We start from the raw sequence: 23,970 nt of genomic DNA, 5'->3' as shown, positions 1-23,970 counted from the left end.
GGTGTGGCGTCGGCCAGCTCGACACGCCGCCGGCCCCGGAACGGCCCGCCACTCGCGGTGAGCACGAGGCGGCGGACCTCATCGAGCGTGCCGGCGCGCAGGCACTGGGCCAGCGCCGAGTGCTCGGAGTCGACGGCCACGAGCTGGCCGGGCGCGGCCCGGGCGGTCACGAGGGGGCCGCCGGCGATGAGCGACTCCTTGTTCGCCAGCGCAACGACCAGCCCGGCCTCGAGCGCGGCGAGGGTGGCGCGCAGCCCCTGCGAGCCGGCGACCGCATTCAACACGACGTCACAGCCGAGCTGGGCGAGCCGGGTGGTCGCATCGGGGCCGACGTGGATGGTCGGCGGGGGGACGTCACCCGGCCAGGTCGCGTCCAGGCGGGCCCGCAACTCGTCGGCGGCATCGTTGCGGCTGACGCCGACCGCCCGCACCCGCAGCTGGGCCGCCTGCTCGGCGAGCAGCGCCACGTTGCCGCCACCGGCCGCGACCGCGGTGACCCGGAACCGGTCGGGCGCGGCCACCACGACGTCAGCGGCCTGGGTGCCGATGGAGCCGGTGGATCCCAGGATGACGACGTCGCGCCGCGCGGTCATCGGCGACGCTGCAGGGTGTGCGCGCCGAGGTCGGCGAGGCTCGAGTTGCCGGACAGGGCAAGACCGAGATCGAGGTCGGCCAGCAGACAGCGCAGGACGTGCCGCACGCCGTCGTAGCCACCGAGGGCCAGCCCGTAAACCCACGGCCGCCCGACGAGCGCCGCCTTCGCACCCAGCGCGACTGCCTTGAGGACGTCGGAGCCGGTCCGGACCCCGGAGTCGAACAGGACTTCGAGGCGGTCCCCCACCGCGTGGACGACGCCGGGCAGTGCGTCCAACGAGGCGATGGCGCCGTCCACCTGCCGGCCGCCGTGGTTGGACACGACGACGCCCTGCATGCCGGCGTCGGCCGCGCGCCGGGCGTCGTCGGGGTGCTGCACGCCCTTGAGCACGATCGGACCGTCCCAGTGGTCCCGGATGAAGGCGAGGTTCTCCCAGGTGTGGTCGGCGCCGGTGAACATCGGCAGCCAGCGCAGAACCGCGGCCTGCATGTCGTCCTCGGGTGCCTTGTCGAGGCCGGCCTGGAACACCGGGTCGGTGAAGTAGGTGGCAAGACCCTTGCCGGTCAGGAAGGGCAGGTAGGCGTGGTCGAGGTCGTGCGGGCGCCACCCGAGCAGCCAGGTGTCGAGGGTGACCACCAGGGCCGAGAAGCCGGCCGCCTTGGCCCGGGACAGGAAGCTGGCGCAGACGTCCTCGTCGTTGGGCCAGTACAGCTGGAACCACCGCACACCGTCGCCGTTGGCCTCGGCGACCTGTTCGATCGGATAGGACGACACGGTGGACAGGATCATGGGGATGCCGAGTTCCGCGCTGGCCCGGGCGACGGCGAGCTCGCCGTCCGGGTGCATGATCCCCTGCACCCCGACCGGAGCGGTGAGGACGGGCGCCGGGATCGTCGTGCCCAGCACCGTCGTCTGCGGATTGCGCGCCGTCGCCCCGGTGAGCATCCGGGGGACGATCCGCCAATGGTCGAAGGCCTCGAGGTTGGCCCGGTTGGTGGCCCCTGAACCCGCCGCTCCGGCGGCGTACCAGTAGGGCTCAGGCTCCATCCGTTCCTTGGCGTAGGACTCGAAGGCGCTCAGGTCGGTCGGGAACGGCGGGCGCTCTCCGGCCATGCCGCGCAGGTAGATCTCGCTGGAGTACATCGACAGCGGGGGGGTCGTCATGCGTGCATCTTGCCAACCCGCCCGCCGGGGCGCGTCCCCCCCGGATCCGACTCCGCGATCAGGTTTTCCTCCCCTGGCGTCGCTGACGGGTCGCCATTGCGTCCCCCAGGGAGGAAAAGCCGATGGTCTCGTCCGGACGGCCTCAGGTGAACAGGGCATTACCCCACCAGTCGCCGGGTCCGCGCAGCCCCGGCGGCACCGCGAACAGCCCGCTGCCGGTGTGCCGGATGTACCCGTTGAGGGCGTCGTGGCGGCCCAGCTTGCGCTGGATCGGCACGAACTGCCGCCGCGGGTCCTTCTGGAAGCAGATGAAGAAGAGGCCCGCGTCCAGCAGGCCGGTGCCGGCGTCGATCCCGTCGGTGTAGGAGTAGCCCCGGCGCAGGATCTTCTGGTTCGCGTTGGTCTCCGGCGCGGCGAGGCGGATGTGCGCGGCCCGGTCGCGCCAGTGACCGGCTCGTGGTCGACCGTGCGCACAACGGCCTGTGTGCCGCTACGGTCGATCACGGTCGCGGTGAGGCCCGGCGCGGCTGTCGTGGGCGGGCCACCGGTCGGCCGGGGGCTAGGAGCGCGAGGACGACGGCGGTGATGCCGGCCAGGACGCCGACGCCCGCACCGACGCGCGCCAGTGCGCGGCCGGGCACCGGGCGCCCGGGTGGCCACGCGACGTAGCAGCCGACCGGGATGAGATACAGGAGCCAGCCGACGACCTCGATGACGACGGGACGCGGCTGGATCCCGAGCATGCCGGTGAGCAGCGCGGCCTGAACGGTGCCGGGAGCGACCAGTCGGCTCAAGTCGACGGTGACACCCTGGCCGGCGTCGAGCCAGCCGGCTTCGTGCGCGGCGTGCAAGGCGTTGACCACGAGACCGGCGGCCACGAGGACGAGAACCAGCCCGGTCGCCCGGAAGAACTTGGAAAGGTTGAGCCGCACGCCGCCGCGATAGATGCCGTAGCCGAGCGCGATCGCCACCGCGAGGCCGAAGACGGCGCCGAAGCCCGCGGCCGACCCGCTGCCGCTCTCGTTGAACGCCGCGAGCAGGAAGACGACCGTCTCGAGGCCCTCGCGGATCACGGCCAGGAAGGCCATCAGCACCATCGCGCGCCCGGCGCCCGATCGGCCGGCCAGGGCGCCGGCGGCCAGACCCTCGAGTTGGCCCTTGAGGTGGCGGGAGTTCCGCCGCATCCAGATGACCATGTAGGTGACCATGCCGACCGCGAGCGCGCCGATGACGGTCTCGAGCCCTCTTGCCGGCGCTGCGGCAGGTTGTGCGAGTAAGCGTCGAGGCCGACGCCGACCGCGACGCACAACCCGACCGCGACCGCGACGCCGAGCAGCACCGATCGCAGCAGGTCCCGGCGGCCCTGCTTGCGCAGGAAAGCGGCGATGATGCCGACGATGAGTGCCGCCTCGAGCCCTTCGCGCAGCCCGATCACGAACGTCGGCAGCATGACCATCCTCCGGTAAGTAAGGCATGCCTACCTAACAGAACGGGCGAGAAGGCTGGAATGGGAGGTTGGCGAAAAGAGGCCGGAACGACGGGCAACAGCGGCCATTGAGTGCAAGGCTGGTTCGGACAACAGCAGCGAATCTCGGAGAGGCGGCACAGTGCTCGACCTGAACGCCGACCTCGGTGAGGGCTTCGGGGTGTGGCGCCTCGGCGACGACGAGGGGCTGCTCGACGTGATCACGAGCGCGAACGTGGCCTGCGGCTTCCACGCCGGTGATCCGTCGACCATGCGCCGGGTGTGCGCCGCCGCGGCGGCGCGCGGCGTGGTGATCGGCGCCCAGGTCGGTTACCGGGACCTGGCCGGTTTCGGGCGTCGGCGAATGGATATCGACCCGGAGGACCTCGCCGCCGACGTCCTTTATCAGCTCGGCGCTCTCGACGCGTGCGCCCGGGCGGCCGGCACCGGCGTGCGCTACGTGAAGCCGCACGGCGCGCTGTACAACACCGCCGCCGAGGATCCTGAGCAGGCGGCGGCGATCGCCTCGGCCATTGCCGCCTACGACCGGTCACTGCCGCTGCTCGCGCTGCCGGGATCGGCGATGGCCGACGCGGCGCACGCCGCCGGCCTGCCGTTCGTGCCCGAGGCGTTCGCCGACCGGGCCTACCTGCCGAGCGGGCGGCTCGTCCCCCGCGGCGTCGCCGGCGCGCTCATCGAGGATCCCTACGACGTGGTCGCCCGCGCTGCGGCTTTCGCACTGCATCAGTGCGTCACCACGACGGACGGCTCGGTCCTTCCCATCGATGCACGATCGCTGTGCGTGCACGGCGATACGCCGGGCGCCGTGTACCTCGCCGGAGAGATCCGGCGCACGCTCGTCGACGCCGGCGTGACGCTGGCACCGTTCACGTCGTGAGGGTGCTCCCATACGGCCACGCGGCGCTGCTCGTCGAACCGGACGACCCGGCGGCCGTGCTGGCCCTGGCCGCCGCGGCACGGACTGAACCTGGTGTCGTCGAGGTGGTACCCGCCGCCCGGACGTTCCTCGTCCGCGCCGAGCCCCCGCTCCTCGCGGGACTGCGGGCGCGCATGACGGCCCTGGCGGCGACCGTCACCGCCCGGCCCGCACCGGTCTGCGAGCAGGTCGTCCTCGAGGTTCGCTACGACGGCCCCGATCTGGCCGACACCGCCGCAGAACTCCACCTGACCGCCGACGAGCTCGTCCGCCGCCACTGCGAACCCGAGTACGTCGTCGCGTTCTGCGGCTTCGCCCCCGGCTTCGCCTACCTGAGCGGGTTGGACGCCGGCCTGCACGTCGCCCGGCGGCCCGAGCCGCGCACCCGCGTCCCGGCCGGGTCGGTGGCGATCGCGGCCGAGTTCACCGGCGTCTACCCGCGCGCCTCGCCCGGCGGTTGGCGCCTGCTCGGCCGGACCGACGCCGAGCTGTGGGACCTCGGCCGGACTCCCCCGGCGCTACTCGTCCCCGGCGCCCGCGTGCGCTTCCGACCGCGATGATCGACGTTCTTGCGCCCGGTCCGCTGGCCACCGTCCAGGACCGTGGTCGAGTCGGCTTCGCCGCCCTGGGCGTGGCGCGATCGGGTGCCTTCGACCGGGCGGCGTTGGATCTGGCGAACCGGTTGGTTGGCAACCCCGGCGACGCGGCGGCGATCGAGATGACCTTCGGCGGCCTGCATGTCCGGCTCGCCGATCCGGCGACGGTCGCCCTCACCGGCGCCGTCTGCCCCGGCGCGCCCGACTGGGGCGCGGCCGTGAGCCTGCCGCAGGGGGCTGAGATACGGCTCGGCCCGCCGCCGGAGGGGCTGCGCAGTTATCTGGCTGTGCGCGGCGGGCTGGCCGTCGATCCGGTGCTCGGATCCCGCAGCACCGACACCCTCAGCGGTCTGGGGCCGCCGCCGCTGCGGGCCGGCGACCGGCTGCCGGTCGGTGGGCTGTCCGGGGCGCTGGTCGGCGCGACGTCGGCCGAGCCGTCCCTCCGCGATCCCGTCCTGCCGGTACAGCTCGGCCCGCGCGATGACTGGTTCACCGTCGAGGCGCGGCACAGCTTTTTCGCGACGGCCTGGACGGTGCGGACCGAATCGGACCGGGTGGGGATCCGCCTCGACGGGGCCCCGCTGGAGCGAGCGCGGGACGAGGAACTGGCCAGCGAACCGACGCTGCCCGGAGCCGTGCAGGTCGCGGCCGACGGGCGGCCCATCGTGTTCGGCCCGGACGCCCCGGTGACCGGCGGCTATCCGGTGATCGCCGTGGTGACCGACCTCGGACGAGCCGCCCAGCTGCGGCCCGGCGACGTACTGCGCTTCAGTCCAGGAAGGGGTTGAAGATCGCCCACACCAGCGCGGCCACCCCCGCGGCGGCCGGGATGGTGAGCACCCAGGCGAAGAGGATGTTGCCGGCGACGCCCCAGCGCACGGCCGACACCCGGCGCGTCGCGCCGACGCCCATCACCGAGGAGGTGATCACGTGCGTCGTCGACACCGGCAGCCCGTAGTGGGCGGTGCCGAGGAGCACCGCGCTGGCCACGGTCTGGGCGGCGAAGCCGCTGGGCGGGGTGAGGGAGAAGATGCGCCGTCCGAGCGTGCGCATGATTCGCCATCCACCGGAGTAGGTACCGGCTGCGATCGCCGCCGCCGCGGACAGCACGACCCAGATCGGGATCTCGTCCTTCGCGCCGAGGTGACCGGACACGACCAGGGTCAGCGCGATGACGCCCATCGTCTTCTGCGCGTCCTGCGTGCCGTGGCCGAATGACATCGTCGCGGCCGACGCGATCTGCGCCCATCGGAAGCCGCGGTTGGCCCGGACGGCGTTCGCCCGGCGGAACGCCCACAGCACCACGATCATGAAGACGTAGCTCAGCCCGAAGCCGATCAGCGGCGAGATCACCATGGGGATCACGACCTTGTCGACCACGCCGTGCCAGTGGACCGTCTCCGAGGCCGCGAGCGCCGCGCCGACCAGTCCGCCGATCAGCGCATGCGAGGACGACGACGGCAGCCCGAAGTACCACGTGCCGAGGTTCCAGACGATCGCTCCGACCAGTGCGGCGAGAACCACGACGAGCCCGTGCGTGACGTGGTCCTTGCCCGGTTGGTTGATGATGCCGCTGCCCACGGTCTTGGCGACCTTCGTCGATATGAGCGCGCCGACGATGTTGAAGATCGCCGCCATGGCGAGCGCGACCCGCGGAGTCAGAGCCTTCGTCGAGATCGACGTCGCGATCGCGTTGGCCGAATCGTGGAAGCCGTTGGTGAAGTCGAAGCCGAGGGCCACGACGACGATGACCACCACCAGGACAGTGGAGTCCACCGGATCAGGACTCCTTGACGGCGATCGACTCGACGGCGTGCGCCACGTGTTCGAGTGCGTCGGCCGCGTCCTCGAAGCCGTCGGCGACCTCACGCAGCTTCACCATCGTCAGCGCGTCGTAATCACCGCTGAACAACTTGGACAGCAGCTTGCGGTAAACCCGGTCGGCTTCGTTCTCGAGCCGGTTCACCTCGATCCAGTACGGCTCGAGGTCGCGCAGCGTCTTGAGCCGGCCCATCGCCTCGGCCGTCTCGTTGGCCGAGCGCTGCAGCAGCTGGATCTGCTCCATCATCAGCGGGGGAAGCTTCCCGACGTCGGCCAGGACGATGAAGTCGGCCGCTGCCTCCACCGCGTCGATCACGTCGTCCAGGGCCGACGCGAGACGGTAGATGTCCTCGCGGTCGAACGGCGTGACGAAGCTGGTGTTGAGCTGGCGCATGATGCGATGGGTCACAGCATCGCCGGCGTGCTCGCGCTCCCGCAGCTCCTTCGCGATGGCCTCGCGATTCGCGTTGGGGTCGATGAGTCCGCTCAGGATGTCGACGGTGTCAGCCACATTGCGGCCGGCCTCGGTGAACATCGTGTAGAACGCGTTGTCCCGGGGAGTTATCCGGAAGGCCACAGTGCTCCTCGGCGTTGGAAGCGGTCGGGTGAGACTAACGGTCCGGTGATTACCATTCGTCGGCCCCGGCACCGCGCGACGACTGGCCGCGCGGTCTCAGTGCTTGGCGATGCGGCGGATGATGAGCAGCAGGGTGAGCCCGCCGGCCACCCCGATGACGATGCGGCCCTGGGTCGACTCGGCCTTCTGACGCAGCGTCTGCTTGACGTTGTCGACTGCCCGCTTCGGATTCGTCCGATACGCGAGCTGGTCGACCGCCTCCGCCAGCGCGGCCCGCGACGTCTCGATGTCGCGTTGGATGTCGTCCGCACTTCGCTCTCCGCCGGCCACTCGCGACCCCTCTCGTAAGCTTTCGGCCGAGCCTAGTGCGTCGATTGGGCGCCGGATCGCTCGGTAGCGTCTTGGGCATGGCCCGACTAGCTCCCGGTGACACCGCCCCGGATTTCACCCTGCCCGGCGCGGACGGCAAGGAGGTCTCGCTCGGCGGCCTCCGCGGCTCCAAGGTGGTCGTGTACTTCTATCCGGCTGCGATGACGCCGGGTTGTACCACCCAGGCGTGCGACTTCCGCGACAACCTGAACTCGCTGAAGTCGGCGGGGTACTCCGTCCTCGGCATCTCGCCGGACAAACCGGAGAAGCTCGCCAAGTTCCGCGAGCGTGACTCGGTGAACTTCCCGCTGCTGTCCGACACGTCCAAGGCCACTCTCGAGGCCTACGGCGCCTTCGGTGAGAAGACCATGTACGGCAAGAAGGTCACCGGCGTCATCCGCTCGACGTTCGTGGTCGACGAAGAGGGCCGCGTCCAAGTGGCGCAGTACAACGTCAAGGCCACCGGGCACGTCGCCAAGCTGCGCCGCGACTTGGGGCTGGACAGCTGAGCGACCCGCTTGCCGCACTTGTGGCCGCCCGGGCGGAGGCGCTCGAGCGGATCGCGGCCCGGCAGGCCGAACTGGACGACATCCTGTCATCGGCGTCGTCGACCACGGGCGACGACGAGCACGACCCGGAAGGCGCGACCGTCGGTTTCGAGCGGGCCCAGGCCCAGTCGCTGCTCGACCGGGCGCGGGCCCGGCTCGCCGAGATCGACGACGCCCTGGCCCGGGCCGCCGGCGGCGGGTACGGATTGTGCGTGGACTGCGGCGAACCGATCGGGGCGGAGCGGCTGGCCGCCCGGCCGAGCGCGAACCGGTGCGTGCACTGCGCCGCCCGGTCCCGCTGACGCCGCGCTTGCGTCGGTGTGTGGCGACCCAGCGGGCGCGGCACCGGCGTGTCGCCCCGCTGCCGCGCCACACGCGCCGGATCGAGTGCTCGTAGGCTGTCGCGCAGCGGGGCCGTAGCCCAACGGCAGAGGCAGCGGCTTTAGGTGCCGTCCAGTGGGGGTTCGAATCCCCCCGGCCCTACCGAGGATCAGCGCGACCGGACCTAGACTCCGGCCGTGATCGACGTGGACGCCGCCACTGACTACGTCGTGCTCGGCGACTGCGCGGTCGTCCTGCCCGCGCTGCCCGACGCCTCATTTCAGCTGATCTACATCGACCCGCCGTTCAACACCGGCAAGGCCCAGAAGCGGCGCACGATCCGCACCGTGTCTGACCCGGACGGCGACCGGACCGGCTTCCAGGGCCGCCGCTACACCACCACCGAGCTGGCGCGGCGCGCGTACGACGACGTGCACGCCGACTACCTCGGCATGCTCGAGCCGAAGCTCGTCGAAGCGCGGCGGCTGCTGACCGCCAGCGGCACCCTCTACCTGCACATCGACTACCGCGAGGCGCACTACGTCAAGCTGCTGCTCGACGAGGTCTTCGGGCGGGACGCCTTCCTCAACGAGTTGATCTGGGCCTACGACTTCGGCGGCCGGGCCCGCGACCGCTGGCCGGCCAAGCACGACACGATCCTGGTCTACGTCCGCACGCCGGGCGGGCACTTCTTCGACCAGGACGCGGTCGAGCGGATCCCCTACCTCGCCCCGGGGCTCGTGGGGCCGGAGAAGGCCGCTCGCGGCAAGCTGCCGACCGATGTCTGGTGGCACACGATCGTGCCGACGGCGGGGCCGGAGAAGACCGGCTACCCCAACCAGAAGCCGGAGGGCATTCTGCGTCGGATCGTGTCGGCGTCGAGCCGCCGCGGCGACCGCGTCCTCGACTTCTTCGCCGGCAGCGGGACCACCGGCGCTGTCGCCGGTGCGCTGGGCCGCCGCTACCTCCTCGTCGACCGCAATCCCGAGGCTGTCGAGATCATGCGCCGGCGGCTGCCGGCGGCCACGGTCACGACAGCCGGTTCAGTCGACTGATTCGCTCATCTCGTGCTGACCGCGGTGGTCGTCGTGCACCACGGGCTCGGCGCCCGGAACCGCTTCGCCAGCCGGCGCGCAGCGCAGGTCGTGCCCCACTGAGGTCAGACACTTGCCGTCGGACAGGCGCCATTTCCAGCCGTGCATTTGGCAGGTCATGACGCCGTCCTCGATCGACCCGAAGCGGGAAAGGTCGGCCTTGAGGTGCGGGCAGCGTCGCTGCATGTCCCAGTCGCCGAGCGTGATCGTCTCCTTGGCCTCGGCCTCGTTCTGCTCGGCGAACCAGCCCTCGGCATAGTTCAGCCGTTCCTCCGACAGGCATTTGAAGAAGACGTAGACGAATTCGTTGTACGGCCCGATGCGGTGCGCGGAGAACCGGCAGGACAGGAACAGCGAGTTGACCCAGTCGATCTCGTGGTCGGCGACCAGTTGCTCGACGTAGGCCCGCCGCGTGCGGAACCGGTAGCGGATCTTCTCACCGGCGTACGGACGGACCTCGCGGGCGACGAAGTCGATCAGGACGTCGACGTCGCCACGCCGGGAGTCCTCGCAGGTCAGTCGCACCCCGCCGTCGATGCCGGCCGCCAGGTGGTCGGCCTCGGCCAGCAGCGGCGCGAACCACTCGGTCAGCGAGGCGAGGATATCTACTTCCGGATGGGCCCAGGTCGCCCGGAGCGCCTCGACCTGCGGCATCCGGCGCTCCTGCATCTGCCGCAGGTAGGCCGTCTTGGTGGCGTTCGACGCATAGATCGTCGCAGGGTCGTAGGGATGGACGACCGGGCAGCCCGGCTCGTCCAACTTGGCCACCGTGCCCGGCAGCAGCAGCCGTCCTTCGTCATGCCCCTTGGACGCCAGGAAGTCGAGGTACACCGTCTGGTCGGGGAAGATGTTCGACTCGTCGCCGAAGATGTCGTTGAAGCCCCACAGCTCCTCGTCGAGGAAGCATGGTGGGCCGGCCGTCGGGAAGACGTACGCGGCGCCGAGCTCGTCGATGTAGCGCAGCGTGCGGTCGAACTGCCGGTCGCGCTTCGACCGCCCCATCGCCTGCTTCGCGCGGGCCGGAAGTTCGTAGACCATGGGGCACCAGATCGCGCCCGAGAACTGCACGAGGTACGCGTCGACCGGACCGAGCTCACGGAAGAGATCGAGGTCCGACGGCCGCGCGTCGTTCTGGTTGAGCACGCGGTACTGCCCGTCTGACAGCCACAGCGACGAGTCACCGATCGGCCCGTCCGTGGGCGAGGTCAACGAGTGGATCATCAACTGCAAGCCGTCGAGTTCGATCGGGTCGCCGGAGGCCGGTTTGACGAACGACGTGAAGCCGCAGTCGCGCAGAGCGTCTTCGAGCTCACTCGTCGGGAACTCGGGAAGCAGGACGGTCGTGTCCTTGGAGATGTGCTTGCGCAGGTGCTCGGGATCGAAGTGGTCGCGGTGCAGGTGGGAGACGAACAGGTAGTCGGGCCGCCCGTACGCGTCCCAATCCAGCTGCGAGTTGTCGGGGAAGGGGAACCACGAACCGAAGTAGGCCGGGTTGACCCACGGATCGGTCAGGACCGAGCCGTGCGCGGTCTCGATGAACACGCTGGCGTGCCCAAGGCCGGTGATTCGCATCCGCCCACGGTAACCGGCGCGCCGGATGCCAGAATGAGGCAGACCCGCCGAACGACCAGTCCGACAGGAGCGCGTAGTGGCCCTCAACGCCGACAGCGAGCCGGCCGACCTGAGCCTGCCCGACGACTACAAGCACCACCACCCGGACGAGCACCCCACCGACTGGGGCTGGCACGGCGAGTGGGGTCGCGCGGCCCGGGTCGCCGGTTGGATCGTCGCGATCATCCTGCTGGTGATGATCACCACCACCCACTACAACCAGCAGGGGACGTTGTTCCTGGGCGCGTTCGCGGCGGCGATCATCATCGCCCTCATCTGGGACCGGCAGCGGCGCAAGAACGCCTGGCGCCAGTAGCGCCGGACCTCAGTCCTTCGCTGCGGCGCGCTGGCGTTCCCGTCGCTCGACGAAGCGGGACGCCTGGACGTCCAGCGCCGACATGAACACCGCGAGTTCCTCGCGGGCCTGCTCACCCATCGGCCCGAAATCGTCGCGCTCGAAGATCTTCCAGAACCGGAGCACCGGCGCGATGACCTCGTCATGGTGCAGGCGCAGGTCGTAGATGCCCGCCTTGGCGATCGTCACCGAGTTCCGGACGAAGCCGGGCATGCCCTGCCCCGGCATCTGGAATCCGACGACCTCCTCACGGATCGCGCACATCGTGACGTCGGGGTCGCGGTCGAGCGCCGCCGCGACGAGGTTGCGGTAGAAGACCATGTGCAGGTTCTCATCGGTCGCGATCCGCGCGAGCAGCTGTTCGGCCAGCGGGCAGCCGGTGGCCGCTCCGGTGTTGCGGTGTGACACCCGGGTCGCAAGTTCCTGGAACGACACGTAAGCCACCGTTTGCAGCGCCGACTTGTCGCCCGAGTCGTAGCCCGCCTGCATGTGGACCATGCGCAGGTTCTCGAGTTCGACGGGGTCGACCCCGCGGGTGACCACGAGGTAGTCGCGCAGGGCGATGCCGTGCCGGCCCTCTTCGGCCGTCCACCGGCCGACCCACTCGCCCCAGGCCCCGTCGCGGCCGAACCGGGTCGCGATCTCGCGGTGGTAGGAGGGCAGGTTGTCCTCGGTCAGCAGGTTCACCGTCATCGCCGTGCGAGCGACCGGATCGAGCGGCGAGTCCTCGGGCCGCCAGTCCGTCCCGCCGAGGAAGGCGAAGTCGCGGCCCTGGCTCCAGGGGACGTAGTCGTGCGGGTGCCACGGCTTGGCGATCCGCAGGTGGCGGTCGAGGTTCTCGGCCACGACCGGCTCCAGGTCGTGAAGCAGGCGTGCCTCGGCACCGTCGCGGGTGTCGGCTTCGAGGGTCGGCAAGGGGGCTCCAGATCGTCGGGTCAAACCTACGGCTACGTTACCGTCGGTTATTGCCCGTTGGGCCGTGATACCAAACACCGCTCTCAGGTGGCCGCTAGCTCCTGGGAACCCCAGGGCGATCCGTACTCGCCGGCTAGGAGGTCGAGGAAGGGGACTGCGTCGAACGCCTCGGGCCCGAGCACGCCCGAGCCGCTCCACTGGCCGGTGGCCAGCAGCTCCAGCGCGACGACCGGGTTGACCGCCGTCTGCCAGACGACCGCCTGGGTGCCGTATTCGCGCATCGACCACTCGTTGTCGACGACGTGGTAGAGGTACGTCGAGCGGGCCGCGCCGTCCGTACCGGTCCCGCGCACCCAGACACCGGCGCAGGTCTTGCCGGTCATCCGATCCCCGAGCGTGGCCGGATCGGGCAGGCAGGCCGCGACCACGTCGCGCGGGCTCACCTCCACCCCCCCGACACGGACCGTGTCCGTGCGGTCCAGGCCCAACTTGTGCAGGGTCTTGAGCACGCTGATGAACTCGTCGCCCAGGCCGTACTTGAAGGTGACCCGCTTGGCGTCGATCCAGCGCGGCATCAACACGACCTCTTCGTGCTCGACGTTCACACACTCGACGGGCCCGATCCCCTCCGGGAAGTCGAACACCTCCGGCTGGCTGAAGGGCTCGGTCGTGAACCAGCCGCGGTCCTTCTCGTAGATCAGCGGCGGATTCAGGCACTCCTCGATCGTCGTCCAGATCGAGAAGGACGGGGCGAAGTCGAATCCGGCAACCGCGAGGTTCGCGCCGTCGCGCACCCCGAGCTCCTCGATCTCGCTGAACAGGTGATCGGCCGCGTAGCGGGCGAAGACGTCGGACAGCCCGGGTTCAACGCCGATGCCGACCAGCGCCACGCGTCCCGAGGCGGCCCATTCGCCGGCGAGGGCGAACTGGTCGTCGCCCAGTTTCACGCCGGTTCGCGTATAGGGCTCCGACTCGTGGGGTCGCGACAGCGACATCGCCATGTCCAGGTAGTGGATCTTCGTCGCGAGCGCGGCGCGGAAGATCGGCATGGTGAACCGCGGGTCGGTGGCACCCAGAACGGCATCGATCCGTTCGGCCCGGATCAAGGCTTCGACGGCGGACTGGTCGGACGCGTCGAGCCGCCGGGCGACGAAGCGATCGTCGGCGACGGCCGCGGCCGCGGCCTCCGCGCGGGCCGGGTCGTAGTCGGCGACGACGACCGCGGACGGGAACCGGCGCCGGGCGGAGATGCGGGCGGCCGCGGAACCGACGCCCCCGGCCCCGAGGATGAGGATGCGCATCGGCCGACTATAGGGTCAGCGACGAATTCCATCGATGCCCGGCGTTTCGTACCGGGAAACCCTTGCCTAGGGCCTCAGATCCTGCGATAAACGCATCTTTCCCTCTTTCGACAGGAGTGACTGTGACCGCTGCGACCGAGTCCGCGCACCCGCTCGACGACACCTGGGAGCCGAAGGGCCTCAAGACCGGTGCGCTGGGTCTGTTCTCCAGCGTGGTCATCGGCGTCGCGTCGACAGCTCCGGCGTACAGTCTCGCCGCGACCCTCGGCTTCATCGTCTTCTTCGTGGGGCATCAGTCGCCGATCGTCGTCATCCTCGCCTTCGTCCCCATGCTCTTCACGGCCATCGGGTACCAGGAGCTGAACAAGGCCGACCCCGACTGCGGCACCACCTTCACCTGGGCCACGCGGGCCTTCGGGCCGAAGACGGGCTGGCTCGGCGGCTGGGGCATTCTGGCCGCCGACATCCTGGTCATGGCGAGCCTGGCCCAGATAGCCGGCCAGTACGTGTTCCTGCTGTTCAACGCCAACGGCATCGGCAGTGATCCGACGAGCGGATGGGTCCTTCTCGTCGGCATCGGCTGGATCGCCCTGATGACCTGGATCTGCTACGTCGGCGTCGAGCTCTCGGCGAACATCCAGAAAGTGCTTCTGACCATCGAGCTGATCATGTTGCTCGTCTTTGCGGTGACCGCCCTGGTCAAGGTCGGCACCGACAACGGAGCCGCAACATCGATCAAGTTCGCCTGGTCGTGGCTGAACCCGTTCGACATCGGCAGCTTCTCCGCCTTCATCCGCGGCCTGGTGCTGATGTTGTTCATCTACTGGGGATGGGACAGCGCCGTTTCGGTGAATGAGGAGACCGCGGATCCGACGCGCACGCCGGGTCGGGCCGCCATCATCTCGACCGTGATGCTGCTCGTCACCTACGCGCTGGTGACCATCGCGGCTCAGTCGTTCGCCGGGGTCGGCGACAAGGGCATCGGACTGAACAACTCCGACAACGCCGGCGACGTCCTGTCGGTGCTGGGCAAGGCCGTCTTCGGCTCCGGCTCATTCGGCACGACGATGAGCCACTTGCTGATCCTCATGGTGCTCACCTCGGCCGCCGCCTCGACGCAGACGACGATCCTGCCGACGGCTCGGACATCGCTGGCGATGGCGGTCTACAGGGCGCTGCCCAAGGCGTTCGCGCGCATCCACCCGCGCCACCTCACCCCGTCGGTCTCGACCGTCGCGTTCGGCTCCGTCTCCATCGTCCTGTACGCGATCCTGAACTACAGCAAGAACCCGACCAGCGTCATCGGCGACTGCGTGTCCGCGCTGGGGCTGATGATCGCGTTCTACTACGGCCTGACCGGGTTCGCCTGTGCCTGGTACTACCGGCGCAACCTGGGCAGCAGTCCGCGGAACTTCTTCATGCAGGGGGTGATCCCCGGCCTGGGCGGTCTGATCCTGTTCTTCGTCCTGGGATGGGCGCTGCGCGACGACTGGCTGGCCCCGAGCGACGTCAGCACCAGCTACACGGTGTGGGACATGCCCTTCGCTCCGCACTGGCACATCGGTGGGGTGTTCCTGATCGGCGCGGTCACCTTCGTCGTCGGTCTGCTGCTGATGATCGCGTGGCGGATCGCAGCTCCCGCGTTCTTCCGCGGCGAGGTGCTGCACGAGGGAACACCGACGCTCGTGCCGGATCCCGACGTGGTCCGCTGAGCAACGGTTTCCGTTGTTGACGCGGATTTCGATGCTGATTCAGTGGTCTGATACGTTGTAGACAACGAATTCGCTTGTTCCCGAGGGTCGCGAATGTGGATCGGGCCGCGCGAAGTACACGAAGGAAGAGAAGGGTCGGCCGGTGGCTTCCACGCAGAGCACCGCTCCTGACGACGTCTCCAAGGCGATCATCGAGCAGCTCCAGGAGGACGGTCGCCGCCCGTACGCGACGATCGGCAAGGCGGTGGGGCTGTCCGAGGCGGCGGTTCGGCAGCGGGTGCAGAAACTCGTCGACAGCGGCGTGATGCAGATCGTCGCCGTAACCGATCCGACGCAGATCGGGTTCGCCCGGCAGGCGATGATCGCGATCTCGATCAACGGCGACGTGGAAGCGGTCGCCGACGAACTCGCCAAGATCGACGAGGTCGACTACCTCGTGGTGACCGCGGGGTCCTTCGACGTGATCGCCGAGGTCGTGGTCGCCGACGACGCCCACCTGCTGAGTCTGGTCAACGGCCGTATCAGGGCGATCGCCGGCGTCGCCCGCACCGAGACCTTCCTCTACCTGAAGCTCGTCAAGCAGACCTACAACTGGGGCGCGCGCTGAGCGCGCCCACTGACATCGGAGTTCCCGTGACCACCACCCCCGTCCAGCCCGGCTCGACCGCCCATGACACCGACCAGCTCTCGGCCGACGCCCGCGAGCACCTGTGGATGCACTTTACCCGGATGTCGTCCTACGCCGAGGCGCCGGTTCCCACGATCGTCCGCGGCGAAGGCGCCCGCATCTACGACTCCACCGGCCGCAGCTACCTCGACGGGTTGGCCGGCCTGTTCGTCGTGCAGGCCGGTCACGGGCGCCGTGAGCTGGCCGAGGCCGCCTACAAGCAGGCGTCAGAGCTTGCGTTCTTCCCGCTCTGGTCCTACGCACATCCCCCGGCCATCGCCCTCGCCGACCGGCTCGCCTCATACGCGCCCGGTGACCTCAACAAGGTCTTCTTCACCACGGGCGGCGGCGAGGCCGTCGAGACCGCCTGGAAGCTCGCCAAGCAGTACTTCAAGCTCACCGGCAAGCCGATGAAGCACAAGGTCATCAGCCGTTCCATCGCCTACCACGGCACGCCGCAGGGCGCCCTGTCGATCACCGGCATCCCGGACGCGAAGAAGTGGTTCGAGCCGCTGGTCCCCGGTGCCCACAAAGCCGCCAACACCAACTTCTACCGCGCCCCCGAATACGGCGACGACCTCGAGGCCTTCGGCCGGTGGGCCGCCGACCAGATCGACATCGCCATCGAGATGGAGGGCCCGGACACCGTCGCCGCGGTCTTCGTCGAGCCGGTGCAGAATTCCGGCGGCTGCTTCCCGCCGCCCCCCGGGTACTTCCAGCGCCTGCGCGAGATCTGCGACAAGCACGACGTGCTGCTCGTGTCCGATGAGGTCATCTGCGCCTTCGGCCGCCTCGGCACGATGTTCGGGTGCGACAAGTTCGGTTACGTGCCCGACATCATCACCTGCGCCAAGGGCCTGACGAGCGGGTACTCCCCCATCGGTGCGGCCGTGATCAGCGACCGGATCGCCGAGCCGTTCTACTCCGGCAGCGACTACTTCCCGCACGGGTACACGTTCGGCGGTCACCCCGTGTCGGCCGCGGTGGCGATGGCCAACCTGGACATCTTCGAGCGCGAGGGACTCAACCAGCACGTCCTGCAGAACGAGGGCGCCTTCCGGTCGACGCTGGAGAAGCTGAACGATCTGCCGATCGTCGGTGACGTCCGCGGTGACGGCTACTTCTACGGCATCGAACTCGTCAAGGACAAGGCGACCAAGGAGACCTTCGACGAGGCCGAGTCGGAGCGGCTGCTTCGTGGCTTCCTGTCCCGCGCCCTGTTCGACGCCGGCTTGTACTGCCGAGCCGACGACCGCGGTGACCCGGTGGTTCAGCTGGCTCCGCCGCTGATCATCGGCCAGCCGGAGTTCGACGAGATCGAGCAGATCCTCCGGTCGGTGCTGACGGAGGCGTGGACGCGCCTCTGATCAGCCCGCCCGGCCCGCCGAAACGTCGGTGGGCCGCCCGACGCTGACCGCCTGGGCCCGGGCCAGGGCCAGCGTCGCCACGGTCATGACGCCGACGGACAGCAGGAGCACGACGAGCTGGCCCCCGCGCGCGGTCAGGTCCTCGCGCAACACCGTCAGCCCCAACAGGACGGCGACCACCGGTTCGAGGACGGTCAGGATCGGCAGGGATGCGTGCAGATCCCCGGCCTGGAACGCCAGCTGCTGCACGTACGCCCCGGCCAGCCCGACGACGGCAAGACCGTAGGTCTCGCTCGTCACCAGCAGGTGCACCAGGCCCTGCCCGGCCGACGCAACCACGGCCTTGGTGAGGACGGCGAGCACGCCGCCGAGCAGGCCGACGGCGACGGCCAGCAGGCTGGCCCGGGCCGCACCGGACAGCGGGTGGGATATGACCAGACAGGCGACGACGAGCGGAGTCACCACCAGCGTCACCACCAGCCAGTCCCCGGTCGACGCATGATCGACACCGTGCCTCGGGTCGCCGAGGACCACGAACACGGCGAGCGCGGCCGCGAGAAGGATGCCCCAGCTGATCGACGTCCAGGCCATCCGGCGATGCGAAAGATGCGCACTCAAGGGCAGGGCGAAGACGAGCGAGGTGACCAGGATCGGTTGGACCACGACCACCGATCCCACCCCCAGCGCGGCGGCCTGCAGCCCGTAGCCGACGATGTTGCCGCCCATCGCCGCGAGCCATCGCGGATTGCGGACGAGCTGGCCCAGGAACTTCCGGCCGCGCGCGTCGCGGTCTGACGACTGGGCCGCCGCCCGCTGCTCGGTGACCGTTGCCACCGCGAACGCGAGCGCGGCCGACGCCGCGAGCCCGACCGCCAGGGCGACGTGCGACGCATCCTGACCCGGCACGAGTCGGGAGCCTAACCGAGGCCACCGTCACGCCCCGGCCGGTCACCTCGCCCGGCGACGATCCGTCATACGGATGACCGGTCGCGCGGCGGGCCACCCATCGCCGGCGACGTATCCGCTTCTCGAAGGGACCGCCCCATGAAGGACGCATCACTGCCTTCGCCCTCGTCAACGCTCGCGACCAGGCACGGGAAACTCGTGCTCGCCCTGCTCTGCGCCGTTGCCTTCCTGGACTTCGTCGACGCCTCGATCGTCAACGTCGCGCTGCCCGACATCCGCAAGGACCTGAACTTCTCGGTACAGAACCTGCAATGGGTACCGAGTGGCTACCTGCTCACCTACGGCGGCTTCATGCTGCTGGGCGGCCGGGTCGCCGACCTACTGGGCCGGCGCCGCGTGCTGGCCACCGGCACCGTGATCATCGGCCTCGCGTCACTGGCCGGCGGCCTGGCCGGCGACGCCGGGCTCCTGGTCGCGGCCCGGCTCACGCAGGGCATCGGTGCTGCGTTGATGCTGCCGGCCGCACTGTCCATCCTCACGACGACGTTTCAGGAGGGGACGGACCGGCACAAGGCACTGGGGGCCTGGGGCGGGGTCGGCGGCCTGGCCTCGGCCGTCGGCGTCTTCCTGGGCGGCGTGCTCACCCAAGGCCCCGGCTGGCGTTGGGTGATGTTGGTCAATCCCATCGCTTGCGTGCTCGTGCTCCCGGCGGTGTTCCGGCTGCTTCCGAACGACCGCCGGACGAGTCGGCGACGGGACTTCGACGTGCTCGGCGCGACGCTTGTCACCGGCGGCATGCTGCTGTTGGTGTACGGCCTGGTCAAGGCGCCGGACGACGGGTGGGGCGCTGGGCGGACCATCGCCGAGTTCGCCGGCGCGGCCGTCCTGCTCGCGGCCTTCCTGTGGGTCGAGCACCGCGGTCGCACGCCGCTGCTGCCCCTTCCCACGCTGCGGATCAGGGGGCTGGTCGCGGCCAACGTCACCCAGCTGATCGCGCTGGCCGGGATGATCGCGATGTTCTTCTTCCTCACCCTGTACATGCAGAACGTCCTCGGCTACTCGCCGATCAAGACCGGCGTGGCCTACCTTCCGCTGTGCGGCGTCGTGGGTGTCGCGGCCGGCATCGCGTCCAACCTGCTCGCCCGCGTCGGCACCCGGCCACTCATCGTCGCCGGTTCAGTGATCGCGGCCGGCGGCGTCTTCTGGCTGTCGCGCATCCCGGTCCACGGCTCCTACGCCTCGGACCTCCTGCCCGGCATGTTGGTCATGGCGGTCGGCCTGGGCTTCGTGTTCGTCGCTGTCACGACCGCAGCCAACGCCGGGGTCCCGGCCGATCGGGCCGGGCTGGCAGCGGCGCTGATCAACGCGTCGCAACAGGTGGGCGGAGCGTTGGGCTTGGCCGTGCTCTCGGCCGTCGCGACGTCGCGCACGAATGCTCAGGTGCGGTCCGGGCATCCCGTCCCGACGGCGCTGACCGACGGCTTCGGTCGCGCGCTGGTGGTCGCCAGCATCTTCCTGCTCGGTGCTGCCCTCATCGGGTTGCGGACCCACAATGCCCGGGGCGCGGAAGTGCACCTGGCCGCAGAGCCCGCGCCGGCGGCGGAGACCACACCGGCGTCGGTCTGATGACGCTCGCCGTAGGCACCCCGTCACCACCGATCGATAAGGTGGCGGGCGGCATGCGGTAAGGATGGTGGCATGGCAGAACGACTGGACGACACCGTCGCACTCGTCACCGGCGCGAGCAGTGGCATCGGCGAGGCGACCGCCCTCGAACTGGCCGGACACGGCGCCAAGGTCGCCCTGGTGGCCCGGCGGGGCGAGCGCCTGGACGACCTAGCCGCCCGGATCTCGGGGACCGGCGGCGAAGCCCTGGTGATCGAGGCCGATGTCACTCACGAGGCAGCGGCGCGCGATGCGGTCGAGCAGACCGTGCGGCAGCTCGGGCGGTTGGACACGGTCGTGGCCAACGCCGGCATGATGCTGCTCGGCCCGATCGAAGGCGCGCCCGTGGACGAGTGGCAGCGGATGGTCGACGTCAACATCCTGGGCCTGCTGTACACCTCGCATGCCGCCCTACCGCATCTGCTGACCGCCGCGTCGTCCGGCCCGCGCAATGTCGCCGATCTGGTGTTGCTCAGCAGCGTGGCCGGGCGCGTCGCCCGCAACGGCAGCGGCGTCTACAACCTGACGAAGCACGGCGTCGGGGCGTTCGGCGAATCGCTGCGTCAGGAGGTCACCCGCCGCCATGTCCGGGTGTCACTCGTCGAACCGGGCGCGGTGGCGACCGAGCTGGCCGGCCACAACCGGCCGGAGATCCAGGAAGGACTGCGCAGCCGCTTCTCGAACATGGAGCGCATGGAGGCGGAGGACATCGCTGACGCGATCGGGTACATCGTCACGCGACCGCGTCGCGTGGCCGTCAACGAGCTGTTGATCAGGCCCACAGAACAGGAGCAATGAGCCTTACGAACATCAACAGCGCGGGCCACCTCTGTGGTCGGGCCCCCGCGTTGGTGGATAATTGAATCGTGCGAGGGCAGGGCTACGAGAACGTCGCGACCGTGCTGGTCGACCCGCGCGTGCTCGGCGACTTCGAGCTCGATCTGATGTCGAACGACTTCCGGGTGTGGACCGTGCACACCGTGACGACCTTCCCCGACGCCCCGCGCCTGGCCTTCCAGATCCGTCGATCGCTGGTGGAGCAGCGCTTGGGCGCCTGGGACGTCGCGGCCGGCTGGACCCTCGTCTGGGTTACGTTCGGCGAGCGCTGGCTCGACGGCGACGAGCCCATCCCGTGGCCGGCCCACGCGGCCTTGTGGAACAAGCTGGCCGAGTACGCCGACAGCGTCCGGTACAACCTGGGGTTGGGTGGCGTACCTCGGCTGAGCGTCCCGCGCGAGTCCTACTGAGCGGAGCTCGGCAGCAGTTCCGCCCACACCATCTTGCCGCCTGCCTCGATCGGCTCGTAGCCCCAGGCGGCGGTCAGCGCATCGATGAGGTGCAGGCCCCGCCCGTGGTTGCGGGTGGAGCTGGGCGGCAGCGGATCGGGCGTCCCGCTCCCCTCGTCGATCACCTCGACGCGCAGTGACGTCGAGGTGAGGGACAACCGCAGCTCGCTGCCGGACTGCGCATGGGTGACGGCATTGTTGACCAGTTCGGTGACGACCAGCAGGACGTCGTCGACGACGTCGTCGGGAATGCGCCATTCCTCGAGCGTCTGCCGGGTGAAGACGCGGGCGTCACGGGCGTTGGTGACCGACCCGTCCAGATGCCGCGAAGTCTGGGAGGGTCGTCGCTCGCCCAGGCTTTCGAGCAACTCCACCAGGTAGTCGAGTTGGCTGTCCTTGAGGGCATAGCCGTCGACCCGCGCGGCCAGGCCGGCCACATCGCGCGGTTCGGTGCCGGAGAACACGACCACCTTCGTCGCCGGATCCAGCGCGCGGATCCGGGTGAGCACCTCTTGGCCCGCAAGGTCGGGCAAGCCGATGTCCAGGACGACGATGTCGGGGCGCAGCTCTTCGGTGAGGGCGATCGCCTCAGTTCCGTTGGCGGCCTCACCGACGACGGTGAACGCGCCGCGGAACCGCAGGGCCGTCCGGACGAGTCGCCGGACGTCAGGGACGTCGTCGACGAGCAGGACCCGTATCGGCACCTCCCTGACATTAGGGCAGAGCGAGGCGATTCGGTGCGGCGGCCACCTCAGGCCCGCTCGTACACCGGGAGTGACACGACGAAGCTCGAGCTCCCGTCCGCCGCAGGTGCGTAGAAGGCATCACCGCCGTGGGCCCGGGCCAGCTCCCGCACGATGAACAGTCCGAGGCCGGTCCCGCCGCGATGAGTCCCGGTGGCGAACCGTTCGAAGAGGCGGCCTTCGACGCCTTCGGCCACCCCGGCTCCTCGATCGCTGACGGTGATCTCCACCCGGTCGGCGCGCCGGTCGGCGCGTACGGAGACGGGAGGGACGCCGTGCCGGAGCGCGTTGGTGATCAGGTTGTCGATGGCTTGAGCCAGTCGATCCGGCTCGCCGAGGACGTACAGCTCCGAGGGCTCCTCGAGACGTATGTCGGCGTCGGGCACGGCGGCGCGAGCCGCGGCGACCGCCCGGGTGAGCAAGCCGGCCACCTCCACCGGCTGCAGCTCGAGACTGATGACTTTGGACTCGAGGCGTGAGGCACTCAGCAGATCGGTGAGCAGGCGCTGCAGCCGGCCCGCGCTGGTCGTCATCGACTGGGACAGCTCGGCCCGCTCACTATCGGTCAGCTGGTCCCAGTGCTGCACCAGCAACGAGGCCGATCCGCTGAGCACGCTCACCGGTGTGCGCAGCTCGTGGGCGGTCACGGCGAGGAACTGGGCCTGGTCTGCGGCCTCACGGGCGAGCCGGGCGTTCGCCGCCTCGAGTTCGGCGTTGGCGGTGGCCAGCGCATGGGCGGCGGCCTCGGCCTCGAGCAACATCCGGCGCCGTTCGTCGATGTTGCGGGTCACCTTCGCGAAGCCGATGTGTTCCCCTTGCGGGTTGTGGACGGCCGTGATCACGACGGTCGCCCAGAACCGGCTGCCGTCCTTGCGGATGCGCCAACCCTCTTCCTCGTAGTGACCGTCGCGCAGGGCCAACTCGAGCTCGTGCTCGGGATGCTTGATCGACTGCATCTCCGCCGGATAGAACTGCCGGAAGTGCTGCCCGATGATCTCGTGCGCCTCGTACCCCTTGATCCGTTGCGCACCGGCATTCCAACTGATCACCACGCCGGTCGGATCGAGCATGAAGATCGCGTAGTCCTGCACGGCTTCGACGAGCAGGCGGAAGCGTTCCTCGCTCTGCCGCAGCTGCTCCTCGGTTCGCCGCTGGGCGCTGATGTCCTGGCTCTGCACGAACAGGTACAGCGGACGGCCGCGCGCGTCGCGGACCGGCGCCGCCGTGGCCAACAGCCAGCGTCGCTCGACGGGGGGGCCGACCTGCAGCTCGAACTGGACCGCGGCGGCGCGACCGTCCTGTGCGTCGCGCAGGGCCTGGGCGACCGCTTCGCCGTCGCTGTTCGAGACCAGGTCCGAGTAGGGCGTGCCCACCAGGTCGTGCACCGGCCGACCCACGAGGGCAGCCAGCGCTTTGTTGGCGCGGACGATGTGACCGGTGAGCGTCATCGTCGCCATGCCGATAGCGGCTTCCTCGAACACCTCCCGGAACCGTTCCAGGTGCTCGTCGAGGATGGTCGGTTCGTCTCGGCGCGCGCGGGCTGCCTGCGAGGCCGTCGTGCCTGCCTGGCCGGCCTTGGTGGTGTTCTTGATGGCGTCGAGATGGTCGGCCAGCTCGCCGATCTGGCCCGACTTCTCGATCAGGCCGGCCGCGCCCAACTCGCGAGCGCGGGCCGAGAGACCACCTTCGTCGAAGCCGGTGTAGAGCACTACCCGGGCCTGCGGCGCAACCTCGGCGATCCGGGGCAGCGCCGTGAGCCCGTCCATCCGCGGCATCGAGACGTCGAGCAGCACCATCTCGGGTTGGTGGCGGGAGACGAGGTCGATCGCCTCTTGGCCGTCGGCGCCCTCGGCGAGGACGGTGTAGCGGCGAGAGAGGGTCAGATGGGTCTTGACCAGCGCGCGCACCTCGGCGGCATCGTCGACGATGACGATGGTGGTGGGGTCCGCACTCAC

The 23,970-nt window shown here is 69.7% G+C and carries 25 protein-coding genes, 1 tRNA gene and 2 pseudogenes; 14 read left to right on the top strand and 14 right to left on the bottom strand.

Features of this window, described 5'->3' with window-relative positions:
- The 5 genes and pseudogenes from ABR571_RS13485 to ABR571_RS13465 form a co-directional block, all read right to left on the bottom strand.
- Window positions 1-593 (bottom strand): annotated as a pseudogene (locus ABR571_RS13485) (1-deoxy-D-xylulose-5-phosphate reductoisomerase); the annotation flags it as partial.
- Window positions 590-1,759 (bottom strand): lactate 2-monooxygenase, encoded by a 1,170-nt coding sequence (locus tag ABR571_RS13480; RefSeq protein ID WP_409453718.1) that lies wholly within the window; start codon window positions 1,757-1,759, stop codon window positions 590-592. The pseudogene ABR571_RS13485 and the gene ABR571_RS13480, both read right to left, overlap by 4 nt.
- Before the next feature lie 142 nt (window positions 1,760-1,901).
- A pseudogene (locus ABR571_RS13475) lies at window positions 1,902-2,189 on the bottom strand (deferrochelatase/peroxidase EfeB); the annotation flags it as partial.
- A 70-nt stretch (window positions 2,190-2,259) separates the two neighbouring features.
- Entirely contained in the window at window positions 2,260-2,955 is a 696-nt protein-coding gene (locus ABR571_RS13470; protein WP_409453717.1) for an FTR1 family protein, read from the bottom strand.
- Window positions 2,847-3,209: an FTR1 family protein gene (locus tag ABR571_RS13465; protein WP_409453716.1), complete on the bottom strand. Its 363-nt coding sequence runs from the start codon at window positions 3,207-3,209 to the stop codon at window positions 2,847-2,849. Before ABR571_RS13465 ends, ABR571_RS13470 begins: the two co-directional genes overlap by 109 nt.
- Window positions 3,210-3,366: 157 nt before the next feature.
- Here ABR571_RS13465 and ABR571_RS13460 point away from each other — a divergent pair, with 157 nt between their 5' ends.
- From ABR571_RS13460 to ABR571_RS13450, 3 genes are read left to right on the top strand one after another with little or no spacing between them, the layout of a single operon-like run.
- Window positions 3,367-4,122 (top strand): LamB/YcsF family protein, encoded by a 756-nt coding sequence (locus ABR571_RS13460; protein ID WP_409453715.1) that lies wholly within the window; start codon window positions 3,367-3,369, stop codon window positions 4,120-4,122.
- Window positions 4,119-4,721 (top strand): 5-oxoprolinase subunit B family protein, encoded by a 603-nt coding sequence (locus ABR571_RS13455; RefSeq protein ID WP_409453714.1) that lies wholly within the window; start codon window positions 4,119-4,121, stop codon window positions 4,719-4,721. The genes ABR571_RS13460 and ABR571_RS13455 overlap by 4 nt, the downstream gene beginning before the upstream one ends.
- On the top strand, window positions 4,718-5,545 hold the full coding sequence (locus tag ABR571_RS13450) for a biotin-dependent carboxyltransferase family protein (RefSeq protein WP_409453713.1): 828 nt from the start codon (window positions 4,718-4,720) through the stop codon (window positions 5,543-5,545). Before ABR571_RS13455 ends, ABR571_RS13450 begins: the two co-directional genes overlap by 4 nt.
- On the opposite strand, the gene ABR571_RS13445 is transcribed toward ABR571_RS13450, so the two are convergent.
- The 3 genes from ABR571_RS13445 to ABR571_RS13435 all read right to left on the bottom strand — a co-directional run bounded on the left by ABR571_RS13445 (window position 5,526) and on the right by ABR571_RS13435 (window position 7,485).
- A complete protein-coding gene (locus ABR571_RS13445; RefSeq protein ID WP_409453712.1) occupies window positions 5,526-6,533 on the bottom strand; it encodes an inorganic phosphate transporter in 1,008 nt (335 codons plus the stop codon). The genes ABR571_RS13450 and ABR571_RS13445 overlap by 20 nt on opposite strands.
- A 4-nt stretch (window positions 6,534-6,537) precedes the next feature.
- Window positions 6,538-7,155, bottom strand: coding sequence for a DUF47 domain-containing protein (locus tag ABR571_RS13440; protein WP_409453711.1), 618 nt, complete (start codon window positions 7,153-7,155; stop codon window positions 6,538-6,540).
- Between the two features lie 96 nt (window positions 7,156-7,251).
- Window positions 7,252-7,485: a DUF3618 domain-containing protein gene (locus tag ABR571_RS13435; protein ID WP_409453710.1), complete on the bottom strand. Its 234-nt coding sequence runs from the start codon at window positions 7,483-7,485 to the stop codon at window positions 7,252-7,254.
- 77 nt (window positions 7,486-7,562) lie between these two features.
- Between ABR571_RS13435 and bcp the strand changes: the two genes are divergently transcribed.
- The 4 genes from bcp to ABR571_RS13415 all read left to right on the top strand — a co-directional run bounded on the left by bcp (window position 7,563) and on the right by ABR571_RS13415 (window position 9,448).
- Window positions 7,563-8,033: a thioredoxin-dependent thiol peroxidase gene (gene bcp, locus ABR571_RS13430; protein ID WP_409453709.1), complete on the top strand. Its 471-nt coding sequence runs from the start codon at window positions 7,563-7,565 to the stop codon at window positions 8,031-8,033.
- A gap of 20 nt (window positions 8,034-8,053) precedes the next feature.
- On the top strand, window positions 8,054-8,374 hold the full coding sequence (locus ABR571_RS13425; RefSeq protein WP_409453708.1) for a TraR/DksA family transcriptional regulator: 321 nt from the start codon (window positions 8,054-8,056) through the stop codon (window positions 8,372-8,374).
- A gap of 108 nt (window positions 8,375-8,482) precedes the next feature.
- Window positions 8,483-8,555 (top strand) — tRNA-Leu (locus tag ABR571_RS13420).
- A 38-nt stretch (window positions 8,556-8,593) separates the two neighbouring features.
- Complete coding sequence (locus ABR571_RS13415; protein ID WP_409453721.1) at window positions 8,594-9,448, top strand: DNA-methyltransferase; 855 nt, start codon at window positions 8,594-8,596, stop codon at window positions 9,446-9,448.
- On the opposite strand, the gene ABR571_RS13410 is transcribed toward ABR571_RS13415, so the two are convergent.
- The gene (locus ABR571_RS13410; RefSeq protein ID WP_409453707.1) at window positions 9,437-11,059 is read right to left on the bottom strand and encodes a Rieske 2Fe-2S domain-containing protein; all 1,623 of its coding nucleotides are present in this window, start codon (window positions 11,057-11,059) and stop codon (window positions 9,437-9,439) included. The genes ABR571_RS13415 and ABR571_RS13410 overlap by 12 nt on opposite strands.
- 76 nt (window positions 11,060-11,135) lie before the next feature.
- On the opposite strand from ABR571_RS13410, the gene ABR571_RS13405 reads away from it, so the two are divergent.
- Window positions 11,136-11,414 (top strand): DUF2631 domain-containing protein, encoded by a 279-nt coding sequence (locus ABR571_RS13405; protein ID WP_409453706.1) that lies wholly within the window; start codon window positions 11,136-11,138, stop codon window positions 11,412-11,414.
- A 9-nt stretch (window positions 11,415-11,423) separates the two neighbouring features.
- Here ABR571_RS13405 and ABR571_RS13400 read toward each other — a convergent pair whose 3' ends face one another.
- Together ABR571_RS13400 and ABR571_RS13395 are read right to left on the bottom strand one after the other, a co-directional pair.
- Window positions 11,424-12,368 (bottom strand): acyl-ACP desaturase, encoded by a 945-nt coding sequence (locus ABR571_RS13400; RefSeq protein WP_409453705.1) that lies wholly within the window; start codon window positions 12,366-12,368, stop codon window positions 11,424-11,426.
- An 83-nt stretch (window positions 12,369-12,451) separates the two neighbouring features.
- Window positions 12,452-13,669 carry a saccharopine dehydrogenase family protein gene (locus tag ABR571_RS13395; RefSeq protein ID WP_409453704.1) on the bottom strand — a complete coding sequence of 406 codons (1,218 nt, stop codon included), beginning with the start codon at window positions 13,667-13,669 and terminating at the stop codon, window positions 12,452-12,454.
- A 122-nt stretch (window positions 13,670-13,791) separates the two neighbouring features.
- Here ABR571_RS13395 and ABR571_RS13390 point away from each other — a divergent pair, with 122 nt between their 5' ends.
- The 3 genes from ABR571_RS13390 (at window position 13,792) to ABR571_RS13380 (ending at window position 17,415) form a co-directional block, all read left to right on the top strand.
- A complete protein-coding gene (locus ABR571_RS13390) occupies window positions 13,792-15,381 on the top strand; it encodes an APC family permease (RefSeq protein ID WP_409453703.1) in 1,590 nt (529 codons plus the stop codon).
- A gap of 142 nt (window positions 15,382-15,523) precedes the next feature.
- Window positions 15,524-15,988 carry an Lrp/AsnC family transcriptional regulator gene (locus ABR571_RS13385; RefSeq protein ID WP_409453702.1) on the top strand — a complete coding sequence of 155 codons (465 nt, stop codon included), beginning with the start codon at window positions 15,524-15,526 and terminating at the stop codon, window positions 15,986-15,988.
- Between the two features lie 26 nt (window positions 15,989-16,014).
- Window positions 16,015-17,415: an aspartate aminotransferase family protein gene (locus ABR571_RS13380; protein WP_409453701.1), complete on the top strand. Its 1,401-nt coding sequence runs from the start codon at window positions 16,015-16,017 to the stop codon at window positions 17,413-17,415.
- Here ABR571_RS13380 and ABR571_RS13375 read toward each other — a convergent pair whose 3' ends face one another.
- Window positions 17,416-18,321, bottom strand: coding sequence for a DMT family transporter (locus tag ABR571_RS13375; protein ID WP_409453700.1), 906 nt, complete (start codon window positions 18,319-18,321; stop codon window positions 17,416-17,418). It abuts the gene before it with no gap.
- Between the two features lie 138 nt (window positions 18,322-18,459).
- On the opposite strand from ABR571_RS13375, the gene ABR571_RS13370 reads away from it, so the two are divergent.
- The 3 genes from ABR571_RS13370 to ABR571_RS13360 all read left to right on the top strand — a co-directional run bounded on the left by ABR571_RS13370 (window position 18,460) and on the right by ABR571_RS13360 (window position 21,233).
- A complete protein-coding gene (locus ABR571_RS13370; RefSeq protein ID WP_409453699.1) occupies window positions 18,460-19,947 on the top strand; it encodes an MFS transporter in 1,488 nt (495 codons plus the stop codon).
- Window positions 19,948-20,019: 72 nt separating this feature from the next.
- Window positions 20,020-20,784: an SDR family NAD(P)-dependent oxidoreductase gene (locus tag ABR571_RS13365; RefSeq protein ID WP_409453698.1), complete on the top strand. Its 765-nt coding sequence runs from the start codon at window positions 20,020-20,022 to the stop codon at window positions 20,782-20,784.
- Window positions 20,785-20,852: 68 nt separating this feature from the next.
- Window positions 20,853-21,233, top strand: a complete 381-nt coding sequence (locus ABR571_RS13360) for a hypothetical protein (RefSeq protein ID WP_409453697.1) — start codon at window positions 20,853-20,855, stop codon at window positions 21,231-21,233.
- Here the strand turns inward: ABR571_RS13360 and ABR571_RS13355 are convergent.
- A complete protein-coding gene (locus tag ABR571_RS13355) occupies window positions 21,227-21,976 on the bottom strand; it encodes a response regulator (protein WP_409453696.1) in 750 nt (249 codons plus the stop codon). The two genes, ABR571_RS13360 and ABR571_RS13355, sit on opposite strands and share 7 nt — an antisense overlap.
- A 47-nt stretch (window positions 21,977-22,023) precedes the next feature.
- On the bottom strand, window positions 22,024-23,970 hold the full coding sequence (locus ABR571_RS13350) for a PAS domain S-box protein (RefSeq protein ID WP_409453695.1): 1,947 nt from the start codon (window positions 23,968-23,970) through the stop codon (window positions 22,024-22,026).

It is taken from the genome of Jatrophihabitans sp. (assembly GCF_046262535.1).
In the GTDB taxonomy this organism is placed as follows: domain Bacteria; phylum Actinomycetota; class Actinomycetes; order Mycobacteriales; family Jatrophihabitantaceae; genus Jatrophihabitans.
This window is presented reverse-complemented; position numbering and strand designations above follow the sequence as displayed.

What these genes read in the sequence shown, in the direction of transcription:
- ABR571_RS13470 (WP_409453717.1), bottom strand. Translation starts at nt 2,955, where the DNA reads ATGGTCATCTGGATGCGGCGGAACTCCCGCCACCTCAAGGGCCAACTC.
- ABR571_RS13480 (WP_409453718.1), bottom strand. Translation starts at nt 1,759, where the DNA reads ATGACGACCCCCCCGCTGTCGATGTACTCCAGCGAGATCTACCTGCGC.
- bcp (WP_409453709.1), top strand. Translation starts at nt 7,563, where the DNA reads ATGGCCCGACTAGCTCCCGGTGACACCGCCCCGGATTTCACCCTGCCC.
- ABR571_RS13450 (WP_409453713.1), top strand. Translation starts at nt 4,718, where the DNA reads ATGATCGACGTTCTTGCGCCCGGTCCGCTGGCCACCGTCCAGGACCGT.
- ABR571_RS13365 (WP_409453698.1), top strand. Translation starts at nt 20,020, where the DNA reads ATGGCAGAACGACTGGACGACACCGTCGCACTCGTCACCGGCGCGAGC.
- ABR571_RS13370 (WP_409453699.1), top strand. Translation starts at nt 18,460, where the DNA reads ATGAAGGACGCATCACTGCCTTCGCCCTCGTCAACGCTCGCGACCAGG.
- ABR571_RS13395 (WP_409453704.1), bottom strand. Translation starts at nt 13,669, where the DNA reads ATGCGCATCCTCATCCTCGGGGCCGGGGGCGTCGGTTCCGCGGCCGCC.
- ABR571_RS13465 (WP_409453716.1), bottom strand. Translation starts at nt 3,209, where the DNA reads ATGCTGCCGACGTTCGTGATCGGGCTGCGCGAAGGGCTCGAGGCGGCA.
- ABR571_RS13410 (WP_409453707.1), bottom strand. Translation starts at nt 11,059, where the DNA reads ATGCGAATCACCGGCCTTGGGCACGCCAGCGTGTTCATCGAGACCGCG.